Origin of the sequence: Paraburkholderia solisilvae (genome assembly GCF_902859875.1) — a bacterium.
In the GTDB taxonomy this organism is placed as follows: domain Bacteria; phylum Pseudomonadota; class Gammaproteobacteria; order Burkholderiales; family Burkholderiaceae; genus Paraburkholderia; species Paraburkholderia solisilvae.
The window spans coordinates 1-18,132 of sequence record NZ_CADIKF010000037.1 but is presented as its reverse complement, the minus strand read 5'-3'; the positions used below and the strand labels follow the sequence as shown (position 1 = coordinate 18,132).

The window sequence follows — 18,132 nt, the reverse complement described above, 5'->3', positions numbered from 1 at the left end:
CTTGACGAATACGCCTGGAACTGCGACGCATAGATCAAGTAGTCGGTAATGCGGGCCTACGTTCGCATAGGTGCCGGTATCGCTTTGGCCGGCACGGGTAATTGATGGTCGTGCTTATCAGCGTAAGACATTTCGCCGATAGACATGCAAAGTCGGATAGCAGAAATGTGGAAGAGGGAACTGCAATCTTCCTTTCGACGGATTTCTCCGCTCCCGGCTCCTCGCCCATTGGACAGCGCTGATTAGTTGAAGAAACCGGCGATTGACACTTCTTGATACTTGTCTGATTTACTCGCACCCTGCTTTTTAGTAGCTTGGGCTAGCGGTTAACCCAACTGGAGAGTCGAACATGAAGCGGCAGACAGCAGACCGAACACAGCATCTTTTCGTGACCGGTTCGCGCACCATGCGCGGCGGCCGCGCAAGCCACGTCGCGACCAAAGCTGAATATCGCGGAATGGCGCCGGCGCGTGTGGGCGATACCCTCACACCCGACGACGGCACCGAGGCCACCAACATTGACGGTGCAGCCTCCGCTGCCCTGTGGGATAACACGCCATTTGCCTTGGTCGGCTCCCGCCTGTGCAACGGCGACACCATCACGGACACGGCAGGCGTTGTCGAAAGCGATCGTGTGCCGTATCTGTGCGGCGAGAGTCGTGTATTGGCTGGCCTCAATCCCGGCTGCTTCTACGAGGACGACAGCGATTCAGCAAGCGCGAGCAGAGCGGCGCAATCCACTGTTGCGCCATCTGCAGGCAAACAGTTCGACGAACAGTTTGCAGTACTCGACGGCACTGGCCGACCAAACCTTGGCGCATGCTATTCGATCCAGCGTGAAACGGATTCATCCGTGCACGGACGGACCTGTACTGCCGGACCCGCACAACGGCTTACCACCGCCAGCCGCGCCGGGAGCGTTCACATCTACGTCGCACGCGCGGCCAGCGTCGCGGCGGCCAAAGGATAACGCAATGGCGATTTTCTACAGCGTGGTCAAAGATGATCCGCTCAGCACGGGTGGGAACAGCCGCGTTATCGAGGGCTGGCGAGGCAGCACGATTGAGGGCGAGGACGGGCGCGAACGGCCGCAGACCTACTTGGGCCAGCGGGCCTGGTGCGACGCCTGCCAGAGTCTTGGCGTGATAGTGGCCGCTCCTGGTTCGCCAGATACCGACCGGATGTACGACGAAGAGCTAAACGCGTCGCAGGCCCTGGGCGGCGACCTCGTAATGTGCAAGTGCGCACAGCGTCCGGTCGTCATCGCGCGTTATGGCCGTAGCTGGGTGATCGAGACTGGCGGGGGCGGGCGCGCGAGCGCAGCAACAGACGGGGCAGCGGCGGCCAGTGGCGCGCAGCAGACTGACCAGTCGTTCGATGACCACTATGTGCTGCACGACGGATATGGAATGCCAATCCGTAACACGCGTTATACGCTCCGACGCGGTCAAGGTGCGTCGGAAAGCGGCACGACCGACGACCAGGGTCATACGCATCTACTGGCGAAAGCCGCCAGCCAGGAAGACATTCATATCTACGTGGGAAGTGCAGCATGAGCGACATCAATCCACCGCCAGGCGTTCCGAAAACCATCAAAGGCCCGAGCGGCGAAACGTTGTTCTATGTCGCGACGCGCAAAACGACTCCGACCACGGACACGACGCCAAAGGAAGTCATTGTCAAGACCTGCGCGAACCATTGGCTTGAAGTGCAGAAAGAAGCCGAAGCGATCGTCGCGCCGGGCGGTCGGCTAATCGCTGACCCGAGGGCACGTAACGCGCGTATCAACTCGGCCTATGCGAAACTCTGGCTCAGTGATAACCGTTTCCAGTGGGCAGGGCTGGCGGCGTTCGCGTCGAAGCAGGTCGGCTGCGGACTGCTGCATGCGAACACACTCTCACAACGCGCGCGCCAGTACGATCGGGTATCCGGAGGGGACGTTGGGGCGTCGTTCGCGTACGACGCGATTGCGGCGTCTTCGGGAGAGATGTTCGAGTTGCTGGCGCTAGGCAACACCGCGTTGTTTCTCGATATTTATCCGCTGCATCTGTTCTACCAGCGCTATGGTATCGAGCGTTTCAAGACGTGCTTCAAGGACCGTCAAAACCTGGCGGGCAAAGTGCTGTGGCCGGTTGACCAGAAACTGTTGCCATTCGGTTATCCGTTCGACGAACCTCTCCAGGGTTTCGAACTGATTGACCAAGGACGAGTTAGCGATAGCGTATTGATAATTGCGCGACACGAACAACTCAATGTACTTCAGACAATCATGTACAACCGTGCAGACATGCAGGCGTTGTTACGGGCCAATCAGGCAGAGTGGGTAATCGACATGCCGTCCGGTATCGCTGCGGATATCCAGCTAACTCTGTCGGCGCAATGCAGTCCCGTATCCAGCATGACCGAAAACTTCCCTCGTACCCTCAGCGCGAATCTGGCAGACAAGGATCAACGAATGGCTTTCGTGATACGTGCCGCAAATCGTTTCAAGGTGCTTCTTCACGGGCAGCAGCGTGCGGAGGTAGAAAGATCAATCCAGGCTATTGGCTCTGGCGGTGGTATCTCGTGAAGCGCCGTTATGCCTGGTCGGCGGTTGCCGCCGTCACCGTCCTGGCGGTGGTCGCATGGACGAAGCGCGACTACCTTGCGACCACGACGACGCTTTCCGTTGGGGTAGGCGAAACTTACGACGATGTACTAAAGGGGTCGACCTATCCAGTCGCGAAGAACTCAATGCCTCCGGGCAACGGCTTCGGCACGATCGATGTCGATAAGCCAGCGGTAGTTATCGTTTTCAACGATCCTGACCACGGTTTTACACTTCCGCCGACCAAATTCGCTGGCGTTACGTTTCTAGACGGCAAAGTCCTAACGATCACCACGTCGCCAATGCTTGAGGCGTTGCCTTTCGATGACGCGATTGCTTTGGTGAGCCGGCTACAGGTCGACTTCAGGCGCGGTGGGTGGGAGCCGATCGAACGATCCGGCGAACGCCCGCCGTCGTGGTTCGACACCGCGTCCGCCGCCGGGCTCGCCAGGCTTCGCCGGGGCAGCACGCGGGAGCTGGTGGTGCCGCACAAATACGTGATGTATTTCAACTTCAAGTGCTGGATTGAGTGTAGTCCCGCGCCAAATGAGAAATCGCGCTATCTGATTGATGTCAGCATGGGAGCGGATCATTGAGGCCGTTGGATTCGGTAGGGCAATTCCCTCATTCTTTGCGCGCGGCCACTCTTGCCCTTGGCCGCGCGCCACACGACCCTTTCACACACGCCACCTGTCTCAACGTATGCATCACTTTCGCTTCGGACGTGAGGAGGGCGAGCAGGTGCGGTTTAACGTTGAGGCGAAGCGGAAGTATGTGGCGTTTGCTACCTCGTCACGCGCGGCGTGGACGGGGAATTTTCGGGAGCTGTCGGCGTCGGTTACGCGGATGGCTACGTTGGCGGACGCAGGGCGGATTACGGGATACCAGGCTTAACTGAAAGTACTAACACGCTCTGGAAATAACTCGCCGCGGCTGCTAACGTAGCGGTCCCCTGACAAACAATGGCTTTCATGGCGACGACGCTTCGATTTGCGCGGTTACGTTCTCGATATATGCGTCTTGGCGCTGCCTTCGCGCTGACATGCACGGCATGCGTCAGTTGGGCGACGCAGTCATCTCCCAGCGACGCGCTGAGCTGGTCAAGTCAATGCAGCAACACCGGCGTGGCGAAGCGCGATGCTGCGGCGGAACGAATGCCGCGGCTTACGCAAGATAAAATGACCGCCGCGCAACGAGAGGCGGCAGCGCGCATTGCTGCCGGTCCACGCGGCTGCATCTTCGGACCGTTCGATGTCCTGCTACGCAGCCCAGAGCTCCTCACGCGCGCGCAATTGCTAGGAGAGTACCTGCGTTTCCACGCGAACCTCCCGCCCAAACTGCGTGAATTTGCCGTCCTTATATCGGGCCGCGCGATGGAATCGCCTTATGTGTGGTACATCCACGAGCCGATTGCGCTGCGCGCTGGCGTGGCACCTTCGATCGTCCAGGCACTGGCGAATCGGCAGCGCCCTTCCGACATGAGCGCGGACGAAGCGATAGTCTACGACGTGCTTAGCGAACTTCATCGCGACCACAACGTCAGCGATGCGACCTTTGCACGCGCCACTTCGCGATTCGGCGAACAGGGTCTTGTGGATCTCGTCGGCATCGACAGCTATTTCAGTCTGCTCGCTCAAGAACTCAATGTCGCTCGAACGCCCTTGCCCACAGGAGTGACTCCTCCGTTCCCGGCACCGTGGCAACACGATGCGTTTCGCTCGGTAGTTACTCAGCCCTAGCCGGCCTAACTTTGAACCGTTAAGTGTCGGTTCTCGCGCGTCAGGCACGCAGATGACCGCTAGTCATTCTTCGGCGACACTGCTGCGGAATGCCGCACCTAACACTCGCAGAGTCGCCGTTGTCTGAGCGTGCGTCGGATGAGAGAGCATCACCACGTCGGCTTTAGGCAACGGTGGCAATCCAAATCGATCGCCAACATCGATCAGCCCTGTCGTAGCAAGCCGTCTCGGCAGCGGCGCAACGCCTATACCCGCGCTGACAGCGGCCAGCACAGCTCCCATCCCGCCCCCGATAAACGCATCGAGCCATTCGATCTTCGCTTGCGTCAACAAGCGTGTCGCGATCGAACGAACGCCGCATGCCTCCTCAACGCTGACCAACGGCAGCGGCAATGACAGCGTCTCGTATTTCAATGTGCCAAACCAACCGTAGCTATCGGGAAACAATACGTCATCGTCATGTCGCCGGCGCTGACGCCGCACGACTGCTACATCCAGTTCGTCGCGCTCAAAGGCGTCAATCAGTGTGGCGGAAGAGTCGACTCGTACCTGTATCAACAGGCCCGAGTCGTACGATTTGACCTTGGCCAGAATGTCTGGCAACTCCGGCCCCGCCACGTGTTCGCTAATGCCCAATGTCAGCCGCCGGGTGGGCTGCCCGGCGGAAGAAACAGCGAGCTCGTGTGCGCCCAGCAAAGCTCGGGCACGCGGCAAGAACGCATCACCCTCCTCCGTTAGACGTACCCGACGCGGCGTGCGCACCAGCAGCCTCCGGCCAAGCGACGTCTCAAGGCGGCGCAGTTTCATACTAATTCCCGCCTGTGAAAATCCTAGCGCCTCTCCTGCGCGCGTGAAGCTTCGCAGATCGGCTACCAGCACGAACGCCTCGACTGCCGAAACATCCAGATAGTCACGCATGGTCTATTAATAATGGTTAATTATGATTGAAATATCCTAGCATAACTGTCTGTTAAGTAACAATGGCGTTAGCATGCAAGCTATTCGTGGGCGATTTATCCAATCAGAAGTCATGAAACGGGCTGCGTCGGTCCATCGTTAAGGAGCCGCTTGTGATTACTGAACTTGTCTTCTTCGACTTGCCGCCGGACATCACGCGAGAAGCCGTACTCGCGCTGTATAGAAAGACGGCTGAAAAATGGCTAACGAATCCCGACTTGATACAGAAGTACTATTTCTTTGACCCGGAGCGCGCACTGGGCGGCGGAGTCTACATCTGGAAAGATAGAGAAGCAGCCGAGCGCTGGCATGGCGCGGAATACCGGCAGATGGTGCAAACGATGTACGGGTCGCCACCGCGCATTCAGATCCTTGATGCGCTGCTCCACGTTGAACCAGCATCCGGAAAGCTGGCGGAATATTGAATGTCGCCCTGCGCGCGATTCCAACCCTACCGCCAACTGCTCAATGTCCCGCCAGAATCGCTCGCGCTCGACAGGATGACACCTGACGGCCGCGTCGGCACCTTGCTTCTGCACGGCGCTGCAGCCTGGCGCTCTGGCTTTACTCCGTTGCGCGTAAGCCTCGCAAAACGCGGCTTTAGCAGTGCCGCTTTCGATTTCTCAGGTCATGGCGAAAGCAGCAACAACAGCCCGGGATCATTAGCCAGGCGCCTGGTCGAGGCTGAAGCGGTATTACGCTGGCTACCGGATCCTGTGCACACTGTCGTCGGCAACAGCATGAGCGGCGAGATCGCCATCCGCCTCGCCGCAACCCTACGCGATGCCAAGGTACATCTGGTGCTGCTGGCAGCCGCCATCTACCATCGCAACGCTTTTGAGGTGCCTTTCGGTCAAGCCTTTTCAGACGTGATCCGACAGCCAGAGAGCTGGCGCCAGTCCGACGCACTTACGGCGATCGAGTCGTTCACCGGTTCGCTCACCATCGTGAGAGCGACCAATGATCATGTGATCCCACATTCCGTCGCGGACTTGATCGAACATCATGCGCGGAGCGCCTGCCGAAAACGCATCGTCGATCTAACAGGACAGGACCACCACGTTATCGCGCAGTCGCAACGCGATGCCGCCCTGTGCGACCGCCTTGCCGACTGCATCATCATGGGCCGAATGCCTATCTGTTGATACGGCGACTCCAGGTACCGGATGGCGAGGCGGATATGCAGGTCATGTCAGGGCACATTCTGCTGACTATCCGGCTGCTGGTCCGGAAGCGCCTTCTGAAAAGCCGGCAACATCAAGCATGCTTCGACGATAGAGGCAATCGTTGGATATCGCTCCACATGCACACCTAGACGCCGCGCTGTGAATACCTGAGGCACGATAAAAAGATCGGCGACGCTGGGACTATCGCCATGACTGAAACGGCCTTCCGAGCCTCTGCGCAAGCTCGCCTCGAGTGCAGTGAAGCCGTTTTCTATCCAGTGCCGTTGCCACTGGGTCGACTGCGACTCGTCGAGTCCAGCGGTATTGCGCAGATAGCGCACGGTACGCGCTACACCCAACGGATGGATATCCGCGCCGATGTTCATGGCCAGACTCAGGACGCGCGCCCGACCTGCTGAATCCGCTGGGTAGAGCGGCGGTGTCGGGCGCGTCGTCTCCAGATAGTCGATGATCGCCAGCGACTGGGTAAGCAGATAGCCGTCGATTGCAAGCGTGGGAAGCAACCCTTGGGGATTGATCGCGACATAAGCCGGATCTTGATGCTTGAGGGATGGAATGTCGTACGACCTTGTGTCGTAGGAGATGTCCTTCAGGTTCAGTGCGATCCGCACGCGGAATGATGCCGATGAACGATAGAAGCCATGCAGTGTCGTCATACGGCCTCCTGCCTCGAGCGACGCGTCGCGGCGCGCAGCAGCCAACCGACAAACCCCGGAAGTTGAAACGCTATCGCGATAGCGAAGGCCGTCTGATAGGCGACGGCCGGATAGTGGCGAGCGGCATCCGGCTTCCATGCGCTGATGACGAAACCAAAGCCGCTTTGCACGATGAACGCGCCGGAGAAGATCAGCAGGTTAAGGCAAGTTGCGGCGCGGCCCGTCAATGCAGGCGGAACACTCTGAGCGACGATCGTATACTCCAGGCCCGCAATGGTACCGATCAGCGTGAAGGCTATGGTCAGTGCCGGAATCCACGCGACGATGTTCAAGACTGCCAGCAGTTGCACGAGTAGAAACAGCCCGACACCTACGCCCGCGACATCGAGCGGCTTTGCGCCAAACCGTCGTCCCGCCCATTCCGTGATATTGCCGATGGAAAGCGAGCCGACCACGATCGCTCCCATACCGACAAACAGCAGCGCCGCGATGTCTTGCGTGCTGCGTCCACCGACGTCCTGCAGCCATTGCCCCATCCACAACCCTTGCAGCCCGAACGCGACCGCGTGCGCCGGCAGCAGCAGTGAGATCGTGCGTCGAAATGCGGGGTTGCGATAGACCTCGATCAGCGAGGCTAAGGTCGGCCAGCGCGCGACGCGGTGCGCGAGCGGTTCTCGTGGCGTGACAAAGAAAATGGCGAGCGCTGGAATAAGTATGATGCCGGCGAGCACGACGAACAGTACACGCCAGCCGATATGCTGCACGGCGAGCTCAACCGGCAGCGTCGCCGACATCGCGCCGAGTCCGCCCGCCGCGAGCAGATACCCATGGATTGACGGCAGCTTGTGCGTCTCGACCCAATATGACAGCGCTTTGATCGCCCCCATGAAGCAGGCCGACAGGCCTACGCCGGTCAGCACGCGGGCGGCGAAGAGCGGCCAAAAGCCGTTACCCGCGGCGAACAGCAGCGAGCCGGCCGACGCGAGGCCGAGCAACACGAGCTGCACGCGGCGCGGCCCGTAGCGGTCGAGCGCCATCCCGACCGGGAGCTGGGCAATGCCGAACGACACGAAATATGCACTGGACAACAGGCCAAGCTGCGCCGCGCTGAACTGGAATGCATCGACGAGATACGGCGCGAGCACGGCGTTGATCGAACGGAATACGAACGATACGTAGTGTCCAAACGCGAATGGCAGAAACACGGTCGTGTACAGCGCCGCTGTGCTGAGACGACTCTCGGCTTGAGACGGATTCACACAAAGCTCCCTCAGATAATCACAATGAATGAAACTCGCCGGACGACACACGATACACGTGCTCGATTCCGCCGTCTGGTGCTTCGCGGACCAGCGTGCCCAACGCCGCCAATTGCGGTAGATTCTGCAGGGCGTATAGCATCAGTGGCGTGGTCGAATCCGGATTGACGAAACTGTGTGTCGCCCAGGCCGGCACGTACAGCACATCTCCTGCTACGAGGGAATACGCGGCCGCGTCATGCCTGTCACCCTCGCTGGCGACGTGTCCGACTCCGTCGCCAGCTACGACCAGATACAAATGCCAGAACGCGTGCCGATGAGGACGGGTGCCTTGCTGAGGCTCGACTATCTGTAGTGTCAGCGAGATACCTGGCGCTGCTTCGACGCTGCCTGGGTCTCCAAAGCCCTCTTCACACGGCACCAACGCTGCGGTGCCGCGCTCACCGTGCGGAAATCGCCCGGTCGCGTCGGCAATCGCTTTTGCCGACCAGTGCGCGGGTCGAGGCGGCGTGCGCGAAGCAATGCTGAGGTAGTGCGCAAACGGAATCAGGCCGCCGTCGTGCGTCACGGCCGATTTCGATTTCGCCGCTGGATGCTGATTGCGCTCGTGGATCGCGCTCATGCCGTCGCCTCCAGATCATCGGTGCTCGTCTCGGTACGGGGGGTAAACGCCGGCCGGCGTTGCGCAATGGCGTCAAGCAACTGAAGCGCGCAGCATTCGGCGTCGGCCGTCTGACGCGATGCGATCTGCGGACGCGGCAGGGCGTGCGTGTAAAAATGCGCGTCCTCGACCGGAAATCCAATTGCCCAGATGCGCGGGTGCGCAATACCGTCGCGTCCGATCGGCCGCAGTTGTCGATCGATGTCGAGACCACCAGGGTGATAGTCGCCGTTTTTATACGGCCGGATCAGTCCCCGGTCGAGAAGATTCGCGGTTAGCGGCGAATCATCCGTGTGCGGGGACCATGCATCGAGCCTCGCGGCAATCAATACATCGGCGAAACGATGTGTCTCGCCATCCTTATAGGGCGTGTCGATCCTGAAGCGTGCGCGATCGTGGTCACCGTGCACGCGTGCGCCGGGGCCGCCTCCGAGTTCGAGGACACCCGCCGCGCGCAGCGCGTTGAATTCGACGTTGCGCTGCTTTGGCGGACCGAACGAGATCCGGTTAGTGATAGCGTTGAATTCTTCACAGAAGAATTGGTGCGACTCAGGCGTTGCAGCGCCATACTCGATTGCGGTTCGCAATGCTTCGCGAGCGTCTCGCAAGACGTCCGTCGCGGCCTTCACGGGGCTCGACAAGTTGCCAAGAAACGCGTGCGATAAATCATCTCCGAAACGCTCATCAAAGAACGCCTGGAACTCTGCGTGCGATGCGAATTGACGGTCCTCGAGCGGCCACAGAATCGCTTCGATCGTTCGCGTCTCGTCGATTGTCGGGACGAACGTAGTGGGGTCGACCGCCGTCCGCGATGCCGCGCACCGGTACGCATAAGCCATCTCGGCGATGATCAACGGCAGCACGTCCGCGCGAAAGTCGACGCGCCGATCACCCTTCGCAATAGTGGCCTCGTCGGCCAGTCGCCGTACAGCGTCAGGCGTAAAGAAATGCGCATGATGACGACCCGTCAGGCCTTTCTGGTTGACGCCACGCGCGGCGAACGGTAAGCAATTTCGCGAGAAAATCAGCAACTTCGGTTCGCGCCCGGACGGCTCGTAGCGAAGGGCGTCCTCCGGTCCAATAAATCGGCCGCCTCGACCGACGGTCAGTTCGGAGATGACATCATGCGCAGTGAGACCAAAGCCCTGAATCGCCACCGTCGAGCGGGTCGAGATTGTGGACAGAGTGTTGACCGGGTAGGGCGAACCAAAAAATGCAAGCGCCGGATTGCGGTTCACGTGCTGCTCCACGAACGCGGCTGCAAGCTGGTCATCGCCGGTCGGTCGCCGGCGGCCGTGCCCCATCGTCAGGAACACATAGTCGGCCCGCGCGACGTATCCATTGGCGAGGTGCACCTGGAAACCGTCGCCGTCCGGGACGACATCCTGCGCGCGGGTGCGGTGATGGGAAATTGTCACGCGGTCCGGCAATTGGCGCGTCACGAAGTCATACACCCAGGACAGATATTCTCCCAGGAGGCAGCGCGGCAGGTAGTCAAATTCCGTTATTGCAGCACCCGATCCGTCACCGACGCGAAAAAAGCGCCTCCCGAAACGCCGATAGCCGTTCGCCGTCGCCCACTCGACGAGCGTCGGCAAACTGGCCCCCCCTCCAACGCTATCGGGTGCAAACATTGTCACCTGAGATGCGATGGTATTGATCAGCAGGTGATCGGGCTGCCGCTCGGGGTGCGAGCCTTGCCCGGCCTCCCCAGGGTCGATCACATCGATATGCAGTCGCGCCTCTTCCGGAAGCCGCTCGACGTGCCTGAGTATCCGCTCAAGCACACTTATTCCGCGCGGGCCGAGGCCGATCACGGTAATGTTCGTGGCGGTCATTGAACTCTCCTCAATGTGAACCCAACGCTGCTTCGTCGGTGACGAAGGGGGCATCGGCACCATCGCTGGCCGAGCGCGGAACGGCGACGGGAGATTCGTGCAACGCGACGATGTTCGGTTCGCCGGCAAGCGTTGGGAACGTGGCGCGCACGAGGGGATCATGGCCCGGGATGATGTGGTCGGGTCCGTCGGCAAGACGCTCGATCGCGGCGTGGGCGTCGAGCATCCGGCCAACATCGATCACAATCGGAAATGGCCGGCGTTCGCGCAGGTTGTCCCAGTAATGCGCTGCGTCGCTCGCCAGCACGATATTCCCGCGCGGCGTCGCGACACGGACCACCTGCAGGCCCGGCGTGTGGCCACCGACATGATGCAGGGTGATGCCCGGGAAGAGTGGAGTATCGCCATTGACAAACGCGATCCGCCCTTCGAACAGTTTGAACACCGCTTGAGCGACATCCGCGGCCTCAAATGGTCCCCTCAACGCGTTGTGCTCCATGCATCGACCGGTGCAGAACGCAAGCTCGCTTTCCTGTACGTGAAAGCGCGCGCGTGGGTATGCGTCGAGATTTCCCGCGTGATCGTAGTGCATGTGAGTGATGACCACGTCGGTGATTGCGGCCGGATCCACGCCGAGTTTGACGAGAAGGTCAGTTGGCTCGGCGAAGTATTTGCGGCGCCGCTTATCGGCCAGTTCACGCTTAAAGCCGGTATCGACAAGCACGGTGCGCTGGCTATTGCGCAGCACCCACACGTAGAAATCGAGCGGCATCCCGCGGTTGCCATGCGGATCATGGCCCAGATAGTTCTCGGCACTCCTGCGACCCTCATGTGTCGCGTAGCGCAGCGCGTAGACGTGGTAGGGCTCGATGTCGGGTTGCGCACGACTGCTCATTGCGCGGCCTCGAGCTGCTCGGCCATGCCCGGCGCGCGCGACGGAGCGGCGTCCTCCCTATGCAACGCAATAACGCGCCGTTTATCGCTCGCGGGTACGCCATCCGATTCGAAGAAAAACCGCGACTCGCCGAACGCGGGCACCAGATCGTCGAGCCACGTCGCATGCGGGTCAAACTTCGCATAGAACGGTCGTCGCACCCACTCAGGATTTCTCGCCTGCAGAAACTGCAACGCGAACACCTTCTCACCGCGGATTTCGACAATCCCATCGACTACAACTTTGCCCGGAAAGGCGCTCATCGACGGCCCCCGGACTGTGCGCGCAAGTCCCGACACCTGCCGGTATGCTCGTTGAAAAATGTCGTATGCCTCGGCAAGCGGTAGCTTGAAATACTCGCTCGGGCCGGTATCGCGTTCGACGAACATGTAATAAGGCACCGCGCCGAGCTTGACGCCAAGCGTCCACAGCCGCGCCCATTCGTCCGGATCGGTGTTGATGTGTCGGATCAGCGGCGCTTGCATGCGCACCGTCGCACCGGTGCCGAGGATTCGCCGGAGCGCTTGCTGGGCGATCGCAGGCTCGAGTTCGTTGGGATGGTTGTAGTGGCCCATCAGCGCCAGATTGCGCCCCGACGCGACCACCGACTCGAAGACTCGCAAAAGATCGTCAGCATCCTTGTCCGACACGAACCGATGCGGCCAGTATGCAACCGATTTCGTGCCGATTCGGATGCTTTGAATGTGAGCGAGTTCGGGCGACAGTAAGGGCGTCAGATATTCCGCGAGCGACCGCGCATTCATGACGAGTGGATCGCCGCCCGTAATGAGCACATCGGTTACTTCCGGATGCCGTTTCAGGTACTCGACCAGTTGGCTTGTTTCACGCGCGTCGAACTTGAATTCGTCCATCCCGACAAATTGCGGCCAGCGAAAACAGAACGTGCAATAAGCATGGCAAGACTGTCCGGCGCTCGGGAAAAATAGAACCGTCTCCCGGTACTTGTGTTGCATACCAGGAAGCGGTATGCCGTCGAGATGAGGAACGTTATGTGTCAATTGCCCCGCCGGATGGGGATTCATTCTAAGGCGGATTGATCTGATAAGGTCATCCACCTCGTGCTTCTTATTTTCGTCGACCACCAGCTTTTGAAGCTGGCTATATTCCGTTTCCGTCAGCATTTCCCGATGCGGAAAAGTCAGACGGTAGATAGGGTCATCCGGAACGCGATCCCAATCGATCAGTTCGCTTAACACATACGGGTTCACACGAAACGGCAACACGCGGCCGACGATGTCGACCGCCTCCTGCTGCTCGCGGGAAAGCTTGGACCATTCCGGAGCCTGCTGGATCGTCTGGCGCGTGTACGGCTTGAATTTCAGTGTTGCATCGTTCAGCATTTCTCAACTCCTGGATTATTACGGCCAAGTGAAATAGATGAAAAATTGCGATGATGGCAATATAAGCAACCAAGCGGACGGCGTTCTAATTTTCGATTGCGCCGGCGATAAAGAGTTAATTAGCGTTGCAAAGCTACAGTCAGCTGGCTGCTTTGAACACTACTAGTTCGTTATTAATGTGATTCGTCCGCGCTATTTCTCAATTGATGAAATGCAACGAACCCATGGTGAATATGCAAATTGAGAAGGGGAAGTTAGAACAAGAAGGAGTGAGACATTGAGCGACAGCCAATGAGCCAATGGGCTGTACGAATAGCAACTCGCCGCGAACGGCGGAACACGGGCGTGTCAAGGAAAGGGGCGCACTGCGTACCAAAGAAAGGCGGGTGCTTCACGCACGATCGAATAAGCGTCACGGCCTTCCAGGAAAGGCGGATAAGCGCCGTTGACTTCAGACACGCCAAAGCGCTTCAGCGCCAACATGGTCCGCGGGACATGGAAGTACTGCGTGACGACCATCGCGCTAGATAGGCGATGTTTCCGCATCCAGTTGCTGGCATGTTGCGCCGTCGCCCATGTGTCGTTGCCCTCTGTGTCGACGATGATGCTGTTCGCTGGAATGCCTGCGTTGACGAGCCACGCCGCATCGACATGGCTTCGTTTACGCCCGAGGCGCCGGTGCCACCGCTCACGAAGATGATTTTGCATTGGCGTTCTTCGTAGTACCGTTTGGCACGGTTTAGTCTCGCCGCTAGACGAGGTGGTGGATTTCCCTCCTGGTGCACGGTGTTCCCCAACACGATAGCGACGTCTGAGACTTGTGGCCGAGTCAGCAGACCGGTGACGGTCAAGGTAATGCTGACGAATAGCCACGCGCACACAACAAACTTCAAAAGCTTCAAAACCAATCCTCACGGTTGTCTGGATATACACGTGCGTCGTTCGCAGCAGACCGCATGTTTGATCCGTTTTAGAAAGACGTCAAGATCATTTCGGATGCCATGGCATTCTGAATTTCAGGCCGATCGACGTGACGCTTGCGGAATTTACTTAACGCGTCGCCTAAACCATGTTGCCCGCTTCATCCAGTTTGTTATGTTTTGTCAAAATTCGAATCGCTCGCTGGACATTCTCTAGCAAGCGCTAAAGACTTCATCGGCTTGAGAGCGATCGTTGTTATGGCTGGCCGCATCGCCAGCATCCACATCTTTGGCCGCTACGAATGAAGAATATGGTCAGGTATGCCGCGGTTGTGGCGATTTTTTTCGCGCGCAACGTTTTCGCAGTTACCTTCTACGAAGACTACGACCCGTTCTATGCCACACAACCTCACACCATGTTCGCCGCCCCGATCAAGTCCGATTCGGACGTCGTGTATTCCATCCGAGGTAAGCCGGGCGTTTTCGCAGAACTTCAATCCCGTTTGGACGGGAAATCTCTGCGCATCTGGGTCTGGGAAGACCGCATCACGGTAAATGGCAAGACGTATCGGTTTGCCAACGCCACCACCTTTCCTGGAGAACACCCGTCGTCTATCTATCCACAATCCGCTAACGTATTCCAGGCTTCCAGCACCAATGGCCGTCCAGCGCTCCTTTGCTTGCAAGGTAACGGTAGCGGATCCGGCGAGGCAGGTCGCTATACGCAAATATATCTACTCGTCGATCCGCTTGCTCCAAAAAGCAAAGCAACCTTTCTTCAATTGCCCGGTTTGCTTTCGTCATGCCGTGCTGTCGTGGAGAATAAAGCCGGCAAGATAGCTTTTCCGAAGAGCAGCTACCTGTACGACGACAAACACGAGGCTCGCGTGGGCCTATTGCTGTCGTACTACACGTTTGAACATCGACACTTCTCAAAAACCGACGACGAAATCCGGCTGCGATTCACCGAACCGGAAATACCATTCCGGTTCTCTGTCGAGGACCGCGACTAGGCCCGACGAGCCACCCATCACCCATATTGCATCTTGCTCCGCATTCACGGAGAATACGTTGGATCACTAACTATAACGGATCGACGCGAGAGCACGATCTGGCGCAACAAGGAGAAGTGGAAGGAGAAGAAGCGCGGGCCGCATGGGCTGCCACCCATACGACCCGCTGACCACAACCAACTCAAAACGGGAGTTGACCATGGCTAATGCCAATCATAAAACAGCAGAAGGCACTTCGGTTCGTTACTTGACGGTATCGCGACTACGTCAACCGTGGGCTCGACCACACGACTATCCTTATACGTCGTGGGAGAAGGAGGATTATCCGCCTGCGCCCTGGATTCGTCTGTCGGGGCGATGGCTAAACGAGGCGGGGTTTCCGATTTCCAGCAAGGTTCGGGTGGAGGTTCAGAAGGGGAAGCTGGTGATTACGCCCGCAACCCAGGAACTTGATCACGCGCAGTCTGCTTCTCAGCGTCGGTAGCGTGACGATACAAAGCCCGAACGTCCTTGTCGACCTCGGGCTTTGTCGTCAGAGTCAGCGCCTCAATCAGGTTTTGTCACGTGCTTCTTTCAGGGCGTTGGTCCACCAAAGGAGATCGTCGACCATGGTGGTGGCGGCATTGTCGAACTTTGCCAGCTCGGCGGCGACATCGCCAGCTCGATAGTGGGCCATCAACGCGGAAAACGGAAGTTGCACATCCCTCTTGATTGAAGCCATGCCGAGGGTCGCCACCACATCCCTGAGGTGCACGACGCTTCGTGCCCCTTCGACCTCGCCATAGGCTACGAAGGCCACTGGCTTGCGACTCCATTCGGCGTAGACCCAGTCGAGCGCATTCTTCAACACGGGCGGATAGCCATGGTTGTATTCGGGCGTCACGATCACGAAACCGTCGGATGCGGCGATCTCGGCGGTCCAGCGAATGACGACCTCGTTGGTGAAAGGCGCCCGACCGGGATACGCAGGCGGGAGAGGGTCGTCGTACATCGGCATCGGAAAGTCAGCCAGATCGAGAATACGGGTATCGACCGCTGAGTGCTTTCGCAGATGTTCGGCTATCCAGTTAGCCGGCTTCTCGGCGAAGCGTTGTGGACGTACGCTGCCGACGATTACAGAAATTCTAGTCACGATTGCATTCCTAAAGTAAGGGCAGGAAGAGCCCAGCAAGTTGCTACCGTGCGCGTAGATTTTGATCTGTCCAACATTGCGGCACGTTTACTGGGCGACGTCTCAAGAACGCCGATCGAATGGCTTTATTCCAGACTGATTGGCACTCCTGGGGGAAGTCTCGATGCGTGGCGTAAGCGTAGTGGCTTGGCATCGCAAATGCGATTCAAGAGCTTTCATGTTGGCGTTGAGCCGTGCGCTTGGTAAGGGCGCATAGCCCACTTTCGGTATGCGCGACGTTCGCTGTGGATTGCTGTGACTGGGAAGCGATGAGCGATCGTCGCGACTGTCGGCCGCCCGTCGGCGTATTGCTGATATGACGACGGACGGTGATACGAAGGTCGGTGAAAGTTGTCGTTAGCGAATCGCTGATGAGAGGGCGCCGACGCATTAGGCCGCCGACGCGATCTTCATGAGCGGTGCGCAAACTCGCAGGTGCACACGTTACTCGTACATGTATCGGCGCGACCACGGGAGGTTTGGAGAGTTGCGGCCGCTCTTGCAGCACACCACCTGATAAAGCGCCATGTCGTCGCGACGGAACGCATAGGCGCAGCCCGCGAGATAGACGCGCCAGATGCGAAATTTCTCGTCGGACACGAGTGCTTTTGCTTCCTGCGCACGCGCTTCGAAGTTGTCGGCCCAGAAGTCGAGCGTGCGGGCATAGTGGTGTCGCAGATTCTCGACGTCGAGCGCCTCGAGGCCGCCGCCCTGCATCGCGTGCAGCGCGCGACTCACATGCGGCAGATCGCCATCGGGGAAGACGTATCGGTCGATAAACCGACCGGCCGCCGTTTCCGCCGCGTCCGGATCGGATAGCGTGATGCCGTGATTCATCGCGACGCCATCGTCTGTGAGCAAGTCGCGGATTTTGGCGAAGTAGGCGACCAGGTGGTCGCGGCCGACGTGCTCGTACATCCCGACGCTGGTGACACGGTCGAAGGTTCCTTTTACGTCGCGATAGTCCTGTAAGCGGATTTCGATGCTGTTTTCCAAGCCGGCTGCTTTGACTCGGGCTGTTGCAAGGTCGAATTGGTTTTGCGATAGCGTGACGCCAACGCATTGGGCGCCGAATTTTTCGGCTGCGCGGATGACCAGGGAACCCCAGCCGCAGCCGATGTCGAGCAGGCTCTGGCCTGGCTGGACGCGGATTTTAGTCAGGATGTGGTCGAGTTTTTTTAGCTGGGCTGTATTTAGGTCTTCGGTGCCGGTTTCGAAGTAGGCGCACGAATAAAGCATGTTCTCGTCGAGCCACAGCTTGTAGAAGTCGTTTGAGACGTCGTAGTGGGCTTGGACTGACTTTTTGTCTTCCGCTCGGGTGTGAGCGTAGAAGTTGCGCAGTTTGGCTAGTAAGCCTGCGCTTGCGCGGGAGCTGGTGTCTTTGGCGAGAGAGTAGGCGTACTCGATTATGTCGGTGAGCTTGCCGTCTACGTCGATCTTGCCTTTTACGTAAGCTTCGCCGAGGTTGCTTAGGTCTGGGTTTAATAGGTATGGTAATGCGCTTGCGCCATTTACTTTCAGTGTGACACGCGGAGTTGCAAAACCTCCGAAGTCGTAATGTTGGCCATTCCAGAGTTTGAGACGGACGGGTATGTCGGCTTCGGTTCGGACTTCTTTAACCCATTGCGCTAGCTTTCTTTCCCACAGCACTTTTGTTTGCTCCTTATTGGATTGCTATCGATGAACGCCCCGTCGGTCCATAGCCGTACCGTCCACCGGCCCGAATAACATCGAGCCTTGAACCGCCCCGGATTTGGTGGAGGCTCCAACTTTTGAGAGAATGGAGCCATGAACAAGTCGAACAAGTTTTCTGCTGAAGTCCGCGAACGTGCAGTGCGCATGGTGCAGG

At 58.6% G+C, this 18,132-nt stretch carries 19 protein-coding genes and 1 pseudogene; 10 read left to right on the top strand and 10 right to left on the bottom strand.

Translation table 11 applies throughout. The annotated features are described in order from the left end of the window. Positions 1–349: 349 nt before the first annotated feature. From HV675_RS21450 to HV675_RS32235, 6 genes and pseudogenes are all read left to right on the top strand, one after another. Entirely contained in the window at positions 350–970 is a 621-nt protein-coding gene (locus HV675_RS21450) for a hypothetical protein (RefSeq protein ID WP_175113104.1), read from the top strand. A gap of 4 nt (positions 971–974) precedes the next feature. Beyond that, the gene (locus tag HV675_RS21445; RefSeq protein WP_175113090.1) at positions 975–1,556 is read left to right on the top strand and encodes a PAAR domain-containing protein; all 582 of its coding nucleotides are present in this window, start codon (positions 975–977) and stop codon (positions 1,554–1,556) included. Further along, positions 1,553–2,569 carry a DUF2515 family protein gene (locus HV675_RS32240; RefSeq protein ID WP_217478202.1) on the top strand — a complete coding sequence of 339 codons (1,017 nt, stop codon included), beginning with the start codon at positions 1,553–1,555 and terminating at the stop codon, positions 2,567–2,569. The genes HV675_RS21445 and HV675_RS32240 overlap by 4 nt, the downstream gene beginning before the upstream one ends. Then, positions 2,566–3,183 carry a hypothetical protein gene (locus HV675_RS21435; protein ID WP_175113103.1) on the top strand — a complete coding sequence of 206 codons (618 nt, stop codon included), beginning with the start codon at positions 2,566–2,568 and terminating at the stop codon, positions 3,181–3,183. The genes HV675_RS32240 and HV675_RS21435 overlap by 4 nt, the downstream gene beginning before the upstream one ends. Before the next feature lie 118 nt (positions 3,184–3,301). Further along, positions 3,302–3,466 (top strand): annotated as a pseudogene (locus tag HV675_RS32785) (sigma 54-dependent transcriptional regulator); the annotation flags it as partial. A gap of 92 nt (positions 3,467–3,558) precedes the next feature. After that, positions 3,559–4,326, top strand: a complete 768-nt coding sequence (locus tag HV675_RS32235; protein ID WP_217478196.1) for a carboxymuconolactone decarboxylase family protein — start codon at positions 3,559–3,561, stop codon at positions 4,324–4,326. Positions 4,327–4,389: 63 nt separating this feature from the next. Here HV675_RS32235 and HV675_RS21425 read toward each other — a convergent pair whose 3' ends face one another. Next, positions 4,390–5,244 carry a LysR family transcriptional regulator gene (locus HV675_RS21425; RefSeq protein ID WP_175113102.1) on the bottom strand — a complete coding sequence of 285 codons (855 nt, stop codon included), beginning with the start codon at positions 5,242–5,244 and terminating at the stop codon, positions 4,390–4,392. A 152-nt stretch (positions 5,245–5,396) separates the two neighbouring features. Here HV675_RS21425 and HV675_RS21420 point away from each other — a divergent pair, with 152 nt between their 5' ends. After that, complete coding sequence (locus HV675_RS21420; RefSeq protein WP_175113101.1) at positions 5,397–5,708, top strand: hypothetical protein; 312 nt, start codon at positions 5,397–5,399, stop codon at positions 5,706–5,708. Next, positions 5,709–6,428 (top strand): alpha/beta hydrolase, encoded by a 720-nt coding sequence (locus HV675_RS21415; RefSeq protein ID WP_175113100.1) that lies wholly within the window; start codon positions 5,709–5,711, stop codon positions 6,426–6,428. A 47-nt stretch (positions 6,429–6,475) separates the two neighbouring features. Here HV675_RS21415 and maiA read toward each other — a convergent pair whose 3' ends face one another. From maiA to HV675_RS32570, 7 genes are all read right to left on the bottom strand, one after another. Beyond that, positions 6,476–7,126 carry a maleylacetoacetate isomerase gene (gene maiA / locus HV675_RS21410; protein WP_175113099.1) on the bottom strand — a complete coding sequence of 217 codons (651 nt, stop codon included), beginning with the start codon at positions 7,124–7,126 and terminating at the stop codon, positions 6,476–6,478. After that, a complete protein-coding gene (locus HV675_RS21405) occupies positions 7,123–8,385 on the bottom strand; it encodes an MFS transporter (protein WP_175113098.1) in 1,263 nt (420 codons plus the stop codon). The genes maiA and HV675_RS21405 overlap by 4 nt, the downstream gene beginning before the upstream one ends. A gap of 19 nt (positions 8,386–8,404) precedes the next feature. Then, positions 8,405–9,007 (bottom strand): cupin domain-containing protein, encoded by a 603-nt coding sequence (locus HV675_RS21400; RefSeq protein WP_175113097.1) that lies wholly within the window; start codon positions 9,005–9,007, stop codon positions 8,405–8,407. After that, on the bottom strand, positions 9,004–10,884 hold the full coding sequence (locus HV675_RS21395) for an FAD/NAD(P)-binding protein (protein ID WP_175113096.1): 1,881 nt from the start codon (positions 10,882–10,884) through the stop codon (positions 9,004–9,006). The genes HV675_RS21400 and HV675_RS21395 overlap by 4 nt, the downstream gene beginning before the upstream one ends. A gap of 10 nt (positions 10,885–10,894) precedes the next feature. Continuing rightward, positions 10,895–11,779 carry an N-acyl homoserine lactonase family protein gene (locus HV675_RS21390; protein ID WP_175113095.1) on the bottom strand — a complete coding sequence of 295 codons (885 nt, stop codon included), beginning with the start codon at positions 11,777–11,779 and terminating at the stop codon, positions 10,895–10,897. Beyond that, complete coding sequence (locus HV675_RS21385; RefSeq protein WP_175113094.1) at positions 11,776–13,179, bottom strand: KamA family radical SAM protein; 1,404 nt, start codon at positions 13,177–13,179, stop codon at positions 11,776–11,778. The genes HV675_RS21390 and HV675_RS21385 overlap by 4 nt, the downstream gene beginning before the upstream one ends. Positions 13,180–13,527: 348 nt before the next feature. Then, positions 13,528–13,887, bottom strand: coding sequence for a YdcF family protein (locus HV675_RS32570; protein WP_246270455.1), 360 nt, complete (start codon positions 13,885–13,887; stop codon positions 13,528–13,530). A gap of 514 nt (positions 13,888–14,401) precedes the next feature. Between HV675_RS32570 and HV675_RS21375 the strand changes: the two genes are divergently transcribed. Both HV675_RS21375 and HV675_RS32985 read left to right on the top strand, forming a co-directional pair. Then, complete coding sequence (locus HV675_RS21375; protein WP_175113093.1) at positions 14,402–15,112, top strand: hypothetical protein; 711 nt, start codon at positions 14,402–14,404, stop codon at positions 15,110–15,112. A 142-nt stretch (positions 15,113–15,254) separates the two neighbouring features. Beyond that, positions 15,255–15,596, top strand: coding sequence for a SymE family type I addiction module toxin (locus HV675_RS32985; protein WP_377700536.1), 342 nt, complete (start codon positions 15,255–15,257; stop codon positions 15,594–15,596). Between the two features lie 66 nt (positions 15,597–15,662). Here HV675_RS32985 and HV675_RS21365 read toward each other — a convergent pair whose 3' ends face one another. Both HV675_RS21365 and HV675_RS21360 read right to left on the bottom strand, forming a co-directional pair. Then, positions 15,663–16,244: an NADPH-dependent FMN reductase gene (locus HV675_RS21365; RefSeq protein ID WP_246270454.1), complete on the bottom strand. Its 582-nt coding sequence runs from the start codon at positions 16,242–16,244 to the stop codon at positions 15,663–15,665. A gap of 483 nt (positions 16,245–16,727) precedes the next feature. Next, on the bottom strand, positions 16,728–17,933 hold the full coding sequence (locus tag HV675_RS21360) for an SAM-dependent methyltransferase (protein WP_175113091.1): 1,206 nt from the start codon (positions 17,931–17,933) through the stop codon (positions 16,728–16,730). Between the last annotated feature and the right edge of the window lie 199 nt (positions 17,934–18,132).

Excerpts from the sequence above, each read along its gene's own strand:
- HV675_RS21450 (WP_175113104.1), top strand. The coding sequence starts at position 350 with ATGAAGCGGCAGACAGCAGACCGAACACAGCATCTTTTCGTGACCGGT.
- HV675_RS21445 (WP_175113090.1), top strand. The coding sequence starts at position 975 with ATGGCGATTTTCTACAGCGTGGTCAAAGATGATCCGCTCAGCACGGGT.
- HV675_RS32240 (WP_217478202.1), top strand. The coding sequence starts at position 1,553 with ATGAGCGACATCAATCCACCGCCAGGCGTTCCGAAAACCATCAAAGGC.
- HV675_RS32235 (WP_217478196.1), top strand. The coding sequence starts at position 3,559 with ATGGCGACGACGCTTCGATTTGCGCGGTTACGTTCTCGATATATGCGT.
- HV675_RS21425 (WP_175113102.1), bottom strand. The coding sequence starts at position 5,244 with ATGCGTGACTATCTGGATGTTTCGGCAGTCGAGGCGTTCGTGCTGGTA.
- HV675_RS21415 (WP_175113100.1), top strand. The coding sequence starts at position 5,709 with ATGTCGCCCTGCGCGCGATTCCAACCCTACCGCCAACTGCTCAATGTC.
- maiA (WP_175113099.1), bottom strand. The coding sequence starts at position 7,126 with ATGACGACACTGCATGGCTTCTATCGTTCATCGGCATCATTCCGCGTG.
- HV675_RS21400 (WP_175113097.1), bottom strand. The coding sequence starts at position 9,007 with ATGAGCGCGATCCACGAGCGCAATCAGCATCCAGCGGCGAAATCGAAA.
- HV675_RS21395 (WP_175113096.1), bottom strand. The coding sequence starts at position 10,884 with ATGACCGCCACGAACATTACCGTGATCGGCCTCGGCCCGCGCGGAATA.
- HV675_RS21390 (WP_175113095.1), bottom strand. The coding sequence starts at position 11,779 with ATGAGCAGTCGTGCGCAACCCGACATCGAGCCCTACCACGTCTACGCG.
- HV675_RS21385 (WP_175113094.1), bottom strand. The coding sequence starts at position 13,179 with ATGCTGAACGATGCAACACTGAAATTCAAGCCGTACACGCGCCAGACG.
- HV675_RS32570 (WP_246270455.1), bottom strand. The coding sequence starts at position 13,887 with ATGCAAAATCATCTTCGTGAGCGGTGGCACCGGCGCCTCGGGCGTAAA.
- HV675_RS21375 (WP_175113093.1), top strand. The coding sequence starts at position 14,402 with ATGAAGAATATGGTCAGGTATGCCGCGGTTGTGGCGATTTTTTTCGCG.
- HV675_RS32985 (WP_377700536.1), top strand. The coding sequence starts at position 15,255 with ATGGGCTGCCACCCATACGACCCGCTGACCACAACCAACTCAAAACGG.